7 protein-coding genes are annotated in these 8,606 nt (G+C 60.5%); 6 read left to right on the forward strand and 1 reads right to left on the reverse strand.

All coding sequences use genetic code 11. From position 1 onward, the window contains the following. The first annotated feature begins 2 nt into the window (after positions 1 to 2). From I2F59_RS07720 to I2F59_RS07740, 5 genes are all read left to right on the forward strand, one after another. Complete coding sequence (locus I2F59_RS07720; protein WP_195503775.1) at positions 3 to 668, forward strand: DUF4956 domain-containing protein; 666 nt, start codon at positions 3 to 5, stop codon at positions 666 to 668. A 272-nt stretch (positions 669 to 940) separates the two neighbouring features. After that, on the forward strand, positions 941 to 1,912 hold the full coding sequence (locus I2F59_RS07725) for a LacI family DNA-binding transcriptional regulator (protein ID WP_229065401.1): 972 nt from the start codon (positions 941 to 943) through the stop codon (positions 1,910 to 1,912). A 184-nt stretch (positions 1,913 to 2,096) separates the two neighbouring features. After that, positions 2,097 to 3,497 carry a PTS transporter subunit EIIC gene (locus I2F59_RS07730; protein ID WP_118080507.1) on the forward strand — a complete coding sequence of 467 codons (1,401 nt, stop codon included), beginning with the start codon at positions 2,097 to 2,099 and terminating at the stop codon, positions 3,495 to 3,497. Between the two features lie 107 nt (positions 3,498 to 3,604). Further along, positions 3,605 to 5,146 (forward strand): glycoside hydrolase family 32 protein, encoded by a 1,542-nt coding sequence (locus I2F59_RS07735; protein ID WP_195503777.1) that lies wholly within the window; start codon positions 3,605 to 3,607, stop codon positions 5,144 to 5,146. A 95-nt stretch (positions 5,147 to 5,241) separates the two neighbouring features. Beyond that, positions 5,242 to 6,234: a PLP-dependent transferase gene (locus I2F59_RS07740; RefSeq protein WP_195503778.1), complete on the forward strand. Its 993-nt coding sequence runs from the start codon at positions 5,242 to 5,244 to the stop codon at positions 6,232 to 6,234. A 134-nt stretch (positions 6,235 to 6,368) separates the two neighbouring features. Here the strand turns inward: I2F59_RS07740 and I2F59_RS07745 are convergent, their stop codons facing one another. Then, a complete protein-coding gene (locus I2F59_RS07745; RefSeq protein WP_195503779.1) occupies positions 6,369 to 6,713 on the reverse strand; it encodes a winged helix-turn-helix domain-containing protein in 345 nt (114 codons plus the stop codon). Positions 6,714 to 6,906: 193 nt separating this feature from the next. Here I2F59_RS07745 and I2F59_RS07750 point away from each other — a divergent pair, with 193 nt between their 5' ends. Continuing rightward, the gene (locus tag I2F59_RS07750; RefSeq protein WP_152068092.1) at positions 6,907 to 8,418 is read left to right on the forward strand and encodes an IMP dehydrogenase; all 1,512 of its coding nucleotides are present in this window, start codon (positions 6,907 to 6,909) and stop codon (positions 8,416 to 8,418) included. Positions 8,419 to 8,606 lie beyond the last annotated feature (188 nt).

Here is an 8,606-nt window from a genome sequence, read left to right on the forward strand (position 1 = left end):
CCATGAGCACCAGGGACTTTTTTAAGAACTCCGTCTTGGAGGCGTTTGGCCAGGTCGACCCTGCCAAGATTGGCCTGTCGCTGCTCGTGGCGCTCGCCATGGGCATCCTGATCTATTACGTGTACAAGCGCTTTTTTACCGGCGTGGTGTATTCGCGTAGCTTTGCCGTGACGCTCGTGGGCATGTGCGTACTCACCTGCATGGTCACGCTCGCGATTTCGACTAACGTGGTCATCTCGCTCGGTATGGTCGGTGCTCTGTCTATCGTCCGCTACCGTACGGCGGTCAAGGACCCGCTCGACCTGCTGTACCTGTTTTGGGCCATTACCACGGGCATTACGGCGGGTGCCGGCATGTACGCACTCGTGGGGCTCACGGCGGTGGTGATCGTGGTGATGATTGCCGGCTTTGCGAGCCTCCAGGACAAGGCGCGCGTTTACATGATGGTCATCCACTACACGGGTCAGACCACTGGCGACGATATCGTGCGCGCGTTTGGGCGCACCAAGTTCACCGTCAAGTCCAAGACCATGCGCGGCGACAAGGTCGAGATGGCCGTCGAGGTGTTCTCTGACGGTGTGGATATGCCCTATGCCGACGCCATACGCGCGCTCGACGGCGTGGAGGACCTGACGCTCATCCAGTACAACGGCGAATATCACGGCTAACTATGTTCCGGCGTTTTAACAAACGCCGGACCGCTCGACGCTGCGCGGGCATCTGCCGGGCGATCTGCCGCTCAAACCGTCGCTCGCGTACATAAAGTACGCTTCGCTCCTCTTTCGCGGCACCTCGCCACGGCAGCTGCCCGCTCGCTGGCGCTTGCTCGACCTGAGTGGTTGAAATGGTTCGCTGAGACCTTTCCAGTCGAATATTTTTTGGGCGAGGGTTGGGTATCATGGTGAAAGCGATTTCAACGACGGGGGTGCTCGTGGTAAAGATGAAAGATGTGGCCGAGCTGGCCGGCGTTTCGAGCGCCGCCGTCTCGCGCTACCTCAACGGTGGGTATATCTCGGCGGACAAGGCCGAGCGCATTAAGCAAGCGATTGAGCTGACCGGATACGTTCGGTCCAGCCAGGCTCGCGCGCTGCGTACCGGCTCCACCAAGCTCATCGGCGTCATCGTGCCCAAGATCAACTCGGAATCCGTGAGCCGCATTACCGCCGGCATTGGCCAGGTGCTCGGTCGCCGTGGCTACCAGATGCTGCTTGCCAATACCGACAACGCCCCCGATCGTGAGCTTGAATACCTCGACCTGTTCCAGAACCATCCGGTCGATGGCATCGTGCTGGTAGCGACCATGATTACCGACGAGCACCGTCGTGCGATTGGGTCTTGTCGCGTACCCCTTGTGGTCATTGGTCAAAACGTCGAGGGCACGGCCTGTGTCTATCACGACGATTACGAGGCTGCCTTTGAGCTGGGCCATGCGCTTGCGGGCCGCGTGGACGGCAAGATCGCCTACATTGGAGTTACCGAAGAGGACCGCGCGGCCGGTTATGACCGCCGTCGCGGTTTTGAGGCCGGCTTGCGCGCCGCGGGTAACCCGCTCGATGCCGCCTTGATTCGCCTGGGCTCGTTTACGCTCGACTCAGGCTATGGTGCAGCACGTGAACTGCTTTCCGTCGCTCCCGATGTTTCGTTTATCGCGTGCGCGACCGATACCATGGCGGCGGGCGCGCTTCGTGCCATCGATGAGGTTCGCGGCGTGGGCGAGGGCATGCATCGCGTAAGCGGTTTTGGCGACAACGCATTTTTGCGCGCGCTGACGGGCGGTATTCCCACCGTGCATTATGGCTACCTGACCAGTGGCGTCGAGGCGACCAATATGTTGCTCAATACGCTCGATGGCGAGGAAGGGGAGAGCGGTCTCAAGACGCTCAAACTTGGGCATCAGCTCATGAATGTCTAGGCCTTGGACGCGTCTGCCTGCCTTTGAGTCCCCAGTTTTTGTCTCAAAACTACCATTCGCCGGCTTTTTCCTACCGTTCATCCTGATGTGAAAACGATTGCAGACATATGAAACTGAAAACGATTACAGTATAAGTGTCAAACATGGCCGGGTGCACATGCGCCCGTTGGAGGAAAGGGAAGTCATGGACTACCGTAAATCAGCCCAAGAGGTGCTCGACAACATCGGTGGCGCCGGCAACGTTGTTTCGGCTGCACACTGCGCCACGCGTCTGCGTCTGGTGATTGCCGATAACGCCAAGGTCGACAAGGAGGCCCTTGAGAATATCGACGGCGCCAAGGGCGTCTTTGAGGCCCAGGGCCAGCTCCAGATTATTTTTGGTACCGGCACCGTCAACAAGGTCTACGAAGAGTTCATTGCGCTCAGCGGAGTCGAGGCTGCCACCAAGGCCGAGGTCAAGGAGGCCGCCGCACAGCAGCAGAACATCTTTATGCGTGCCATTAAGGTGCTCGGCGACGTCTTTGTCCCCATCATCCCCGCCATCGTGGCTTCGGGTCTGCTGCTGGGCATTATGAGCGCCCTCAACTTTATGGCCTCCAACGGCTTTATCGCGCTCGACACCAATAACTTTATTTACAAGATTGCCGACCTGGTCTCGGGCACGTCCTTTGGCATTCTGCAGATCCTGATCGGCTACTCCGCCGCCAAGGCCTTTGGCGCCAACCCGTATCTGGGTGCCGTCGTCGGCGGTGCGTTCATTAACTCCTCGCTGCAGAGCGCCTACACGGTTGCCTCCGAGGGCGTACAGACCATGGTTACCGTCATTCCCGGTGTGTACAGCTTTGAGTGGGTCGGCTATCAGGGCCATGTGATCCCCATCGTTATCGCCTGTGCCATTCTGGCCTTCCTCGAGAAGCGCCTGCACAAGATCGTACCCGAGATGTTCGACCTCTTTGTGACCCCGCTCGTCTCGGTGTTCGTGACCGTGCTCGTGACGCTCGTTGCCGTCGGCCCCATCTTTGTCTGGGCCGAGAACGCCATCCTCGGTCTGATCCAGGCCCTGCTGACCCTGCCCTTCGGCATCGGTTCCTTTATCGTCGGCCTGTTCTATGCCCCCACGGTTGTTACCGGTATCCACCAGATGTACACCGCCATCGACCTGGGCCAGCTCGCCCAGTACGGCGTGACCTATTGGCTGCCCATCGCCAGCGCTGCCAATATCGCCCAGGGTGGCGCCGCGCTCGCCGTTGCCTTTAAGACCCGCGATGCCAAGATCAAGGGCCTGGCGCTTCCTTCGGCCTTGTCCGCCTTCATGGGCATTACCGAGCCTGCCATCTTTGGTGTGAACCTGCGCTTCTTTAAGCCCTTCATCGCCGGCTGCATCGGCGGCGGTTGCGGTGCCCTGGTCTGCGCGCTCACTTCGCTGGCCGCCTCCGGCACGGGCGTTACCGGTATCTTCGGTATCTTGCTGTGCCTGGCCCAGCCCGTACAGTACGCGATCATGTTTGCGGTCGCCGCGCTGGTTTCCTTTGCCGTCTCGTTTGTCCTGTACAAGGACGAGCCCAAGGCTTCCGAGCAGGCCTAAGAGCTTTTGATTAAGGGAATGCCCGCGGGCTGTATGCTCGCGGGTGTTTCCAGCATCTGGCGCCGATCTCTGGTGCCTTGTAACTTTCGATCCGTTAGGACTTTGATATGTCTAATGCGCTTGGTCGCGACCTTGCAAAGCTGGTTGCCGCTGTTGACATCGCTGCCTCTGAGTGCGGTCATGGTGCGTATGGCCAGCACTTCCATATTATGCCGCCGGCGGGTTGGCTCAACGACCCCAACGGTCTTTGCCAATCGGGCGGCATATTTCACGCGTACTTTCAGTATGCGCCGTTTGATGTCGAGGGTGGCGTTAAGGTCTGGGGCCATGCGACGAGCCGCGACCTTATGACGTGGGACTACGTTGGCGCCCCGCTGCTGCCCGACGAGCCGTTCGATTGCCACGGTGTGTATTCGGGTTCCGCGCTTGCCGAGGACGGTCGCATTCGCGTACTGTACACAGGCAACGTTAAGCTTTCCGATGCGGACGGGACGTACGACTACGTCAATACCGGCCGCCGCGCCGATACTGTTTATGTCGAGAGCGTTGATGGCCTTGCCGGTCGGGAGTTCAGCCAAAAGCGCGTGGTGCTGGCGTCCGAGGATTATCCCGAGGATTTGACCTGCCATGTGCGCGATCCCAAGGTATGGCGTGACGCGGACGGGCGTTATCACATGGTGCTGGGCGCGCGTCGTCGCGTGGACGGGCCGCATGTCGAGAGCCGTTTTTGTGCTATGCACGGCGAGGGTGCCGGGCGCGATGTGGGCGAGATTCTGGTGTATGGCTCGGCCGATATGCTGAGTTGGGAGCTCGAGAGCCGCGTGTCTACGCCCGAGCGCTTTGGCTTTATGTGGGAGTGCCCGGGATACCTTGAGCTTGAGGCGGATGGCGGTGTACCGGCAAGGTTTCTGTCTTTCTCTCCCCAGGGGCTCGAGGGCGGCCGTTGGGACCGCGGCAACGTATACGCTGCTGGCTACATGCCTGTAACGGGCGACATTGCCGGTGGTGACGGTGCCTATGAGCTGGGCGAGTTCCGCCTGTGGGACGCCGGTTTTGACTTCTATGCTCCGCAGGAGTTCACGGCTGAGGACGGTCGCCATATTCTAATTGGCTGGATGGGCATGCCTGATGAGCCGACCTATGGCAACGCACCCACCGTGGTGTGCGGCTGGCAGCACTGCATGACGGTGCCGCGTGAGCTTACAGCCGGTGCCGGCGGCGTAGTGCTGCAGCAGCCGGCTCGCGAGATTGAGCACCATTATGCCTCGGTGCGTGTGGGGGCGGGCTCGTTGGAGGTTGCCGGCGATACCTGCTTTGACGTTGTTGCCAACGGTGTCGATGGCGCGTTTACCGCGACCGTTGATGGCGAGCTGAAGCTGGCGTTTGTGCCCGCCGAGGACGAACTGCCCGCGCGCTTTGAGATGCGATTTACCGATGAGGGTCGCGCTTCTGCCGGCTGCGGTCGTACCGTGCGCTGGGAGCCCGTCGACGAGGTGCGCAACGTGCGCATTGTTGGCGATGTCTCGTCGGTCGAGGTGTTTGTGAACGATGGCTCGCTCGTGTTTTCGACGCGCATCTATCCCGAGGCCTATGGCGTGACCGTTGACGCTCCGGGCGCGAATGTGACCTACCACGCGCTCAACATCTAGGCGATTCGTCGCATATCGGCGCTATACTGCAGCCGTTGCCCACGATGCGGGGAACACCCGCATCGTGGGTTTTTGTTTTGAAGGGACGGTGCTGTATGGGCGTACAGCAGCTAGAAGAGGCCTGGGCTTTGAGGGCCGGCGCGCGTGAGGCGCGGTTGCTTGCGGCCCCGCATGTGCCGGCAGCGCTGTCGCAGCTGGGGATTGTGCGTCCCGGTGACCGCCTGGTGGCCTTTGCGGATGACTTTACCGAAGCATTTGCGCACGGCTTTGATGGCCGCGATGTTGCGCTGGTGGGCTCGCCGTCCGCCGATGCGTTTACCGCCGCGTCCGAGGTCTTTGATGCTTCGTTTGATGCCGAGGGGCCGCACCTGTGGTGGTTCGTTAACTCCATCGGCGGGTTTGGACTGCGCGTGCCCGATCTGCGTACGCTGGGTCGAGCGGCTCGCGAGGCCCATGCGCTGCTGGTTGTGGACAACACCGTGGCGTCGGCTTTTGGCTGCGATCCGCTGCGGCTGGGTGCTGTGCTGTCCCTCGAAGCGCTCGATCGCGTGTGTGCAGGTAGGGCTCCGCGCAAGCTCGTTGCCGCTTCGGTGGCGCGCTCTCAGCTCAAGCGCCATCGTGTGGATGCTGCTGCCGAGTGCGCGCACGTGTTGTTTGCAGGCTGCGGTGCGTCGGCAGTCGACCTTTCTGCCGAGGAGGCCGACGTGCTGGAGCGCGGGCTTTCCTCGCTTAACGCCCGCATGCAGGCGCATTTCGACCGCGCCCGTGCGCTGGCTGAGTATCTGGCCGCCAACGAGATGGTGCGCAACGTGTGCTATCCCGGGCTGAACTCGCATCCCGACCATGCGGTTGCAACGGGAATCCTCGAGCACGGCTTTGGCCCGGCAGTTGAGTTTGACCTTATCGAGCTTAGCGCAGGAGAGCTGTTCGACGCTTTGCCGGGGGAGTTTCGCACATCGCCTGCCGGCGGCGCAACGACGCGCCTTTCGGCTCCACGCGGCAAGCGGGGGAGCACCATCCGCCTCTTCGCCGGCACCGACAATCCCTTGATAGTTGCGGCCACCCTAGACAACGCTCTTCGCAACTAGCTAAATCATCCTCGACTCCATAAGTTGCGGTGAAATATGGATTGATTTACGGCTTTATCGGCATAAACAGCCCCTATTTCACCGCAACTTATGAGAAGGGGTTGTGCAGCTAAAAAAGCCCCGTCCCAAATTAGCTACTTTTTGATGCTGGCGATGAGGTCGTTGGCTTTGGTAGCAATGACCTGGTTTATGTCGGCCTGCAGCTCCTCGTAGACCGCGATGGCTCGCTCGCCGGCGGGGGTGAGCGTGGATCCGCGGGCACCGTCGCGCTCGATGAGTTTGCATCCCAGCTGGCCTTCGGCTTCGTTCACAATGCGCCAGGCCTTGGAATACGCCATGCCCATGCTCTTGGCGGCACGGTTGAGCGAGTGCTCGCGGGCTATACCCTGCAGCAGCAAGACGCAGCCGTGGCCGAAGACGCCCGGCAGATCTTTGTCGCACGCTTGAATGACCAGCTTTGCCGTCGTCTTGTACTCCATGTGCTCCACGTCTCCCCGCTAAAGTGTTTGCTGGGCAAACGCAAAGCCTGCGTCAAACCCTCGTGTGCTCTTCTTAAATCATGCATTGTAGCAGTCAAAGTGCGTTAAGATACTTCCCCAGTATTGGGCGCCCAAGGTTGGGCTGGGTCCTACGAGGCCTGCAGCCGACCGGTCGCATGGAAAAAGGAGAAACATGGCTACGTTCTTTCCCGGTGAGTCCCACACGTTTTCGGAGTATCTGCTGGTCCCTGGTTACTCGTCCTCGCAGTGCATCCCCAACAACGTCTCTCTTAAGACGCCGCTAACCCGCTTTAAGCGCGGTGAGAAGCCGGCAATCACCCTGAACATCCCCATGGTTTCCGCCATCATGCAGTCCGTCTCGGGCGTCGACATGGGTGTCGCGCTCGCTACCGAGGGTGGCCTGTCCTTCATTTACGGTTCCCAGAGCGCCGAGTCCGAGGCCGCTATGGTCAAGGCCGTCAAGGATCACAAGGCTGGCTTCGTTCAGTCCGATTCCACGCTGACCCCCGACATGACCATGGAGCAGGTCATCGAGCTCAAGGAGAAGACCGGTCACTCCACCATGCCGGTCACCGACGACGGCACTCCCAAGGGTAAGCTCCTGGGCATCGTCACCAGCCGCGACTATCGACCCAGCCGCGATGACCACCAGACGAAGGTCTCCGAGTTCATGACCCCGCGTGAGCAGCTCATCGTGGGCGACAAGAACATCAGCCTCAAGGTTGCCAACGACGTCATCTGGGACAACAAGCTCAACGCCCTGCCCATCGTCGACGACTACGATCACCTGATGGGCATCGTCTTCCGCAAGGACTACGACAGCCACAAGACCAACCCCAACGAGCTGCTCGATAACGACAAGCGCTACATGGTCGGCGCCGGTATCAACACCCGCGACTATGCCGAGCGCGTCCCGCTGCTCATTGAGGCCGGTGCCGACGTTCTGTGCATCGACTCCTCCGAGGGCTTTAGCGAGTGGCAGAAGCGCACCATCGAGTGGATCCGTGCCAACTACGGCGAGGACGTCAAGGTCGGTGCCGGTAACGTCGTCGACGCCGAGGGCTTCCGCTTCCTGGCCGACTGCGGCGCCGACTTCATCAAGGTCGGTATCGGCGGCGGTTCCATCTGCATCACCCGTGAGACCAAGGGTATCGGCCGCGGCCAGGCCACTGCGCTGATCGATGTCTGCCGTGCTCGCGACGAGTACTACGAGGAGACCGGCGTCTACGTGCCCGTTTGCTCCGATGGCGGTATCGTCTACGACTACCACATGACGCTCGCCCTTGCCATGGGTGCCGACTTTATGATGCTGGGCCGTTACTTCGCTCGCTTTGACGAGAGCCCGACCGAGCGCGTCAACGTCAACGGCCAGTACATGAAGGAGTACTGGGGCGAGGGTTCTGCGCGTGCCCGCAACTGGCAGCGCTACGACCTGGGCGGCGCCGCGAAGCTCAGCTTCGTCGAAGGCGTCGACTCTTACGTTCCCTACGCCGGCTCCCTCAAGGACGGCGTGGGCGGCACGCTCTACAAGGTCAAGTCCACGATGTGCAACTGCGGTGCCCTCTCGATCCCCGAGCTCCAGGAAAAGGCACGCCTAACGCTGGTCAGCTCCACCTCCATCGTCGAAGGCGGCGCCCACGACGTAGTCGTGAAAGATTCCCAGCAGTCCGTATCTTATCGATAAGGTAAGAGCCTCACATAAAGGTTGAGTTTCAACCACGTTATTTAGATAAAGCGAGATGCCTGCAAGTCGCAGGCATCTCGCTTGTTGTATTTGCTATCATCATGCGAGTTAACGATGTGGCGGGGCGTTCTTACCTTTGCTCGCTGCAAGTTCCGCACGAGCCGAAGAGCACTTAATGTGCTCTTCGT

It is taken from the genome of Collinsella aerofaciens (assembly GCF_015556945.1).
Classification (GTDB): domain Bacteria; phylum Actinomycetota; class Coriobacteriia; order Coriobacteriales; family Coriobacteriaceae; genus Collinsella; species Collinsella aerofaciens_AO.

Coding starts and splice junctions, on each gene's coding strand:
- I2F59_RS07740 (WP_195503778.1), top strand. CDS start 5,242: ATGGGCGTACAGCAGCTAGAAGAGGCCTGGGCTTTGAGGGCCGGCGCG.
- I2F59_RS07720 (WP_195503775.1), top strand. CDS start 3: ATGAGCACCAGGGACTTTTTTAAGAACTCCGTCTTGGAGGCGTTTGGC.
- I2F59_RS07735 (WP_195503777.1), top strand. CDS start 3,605: ATGTCTAATGCGCTTGGTCGCGACCTTGCAAAGCTGGTTGCCGCTGTT.
- I2F59_RS07750 (WP_152068092.1), top strand. CDS start 6,907: ATGGCTACGTTCTTTCCCGGTGAGTCCCACACGTTTTCGGAGTATCTG.
- I2F59_RS07725 (WP_229065401.1), top strand. CDS start 941: ATGAAAGATGTGGCCGAGCTGGCCGGCGTTTCGAGCGCCGCCGTCTCG.
- I2F59_RS07730 (WP_118080507.1), top strand. CDS start 2,097: ATGGACTACCGTAAATCAGCCCAAGAGGTGCTCGACAACATCGGTGGC.
- I2F59_RS07745 (WP_195503779.1), bottom strand. CDS start 6,713: ATGGAGTACAAGACGACGGCAAAGCTGGTCATTCAAGCGTGCGACAAA.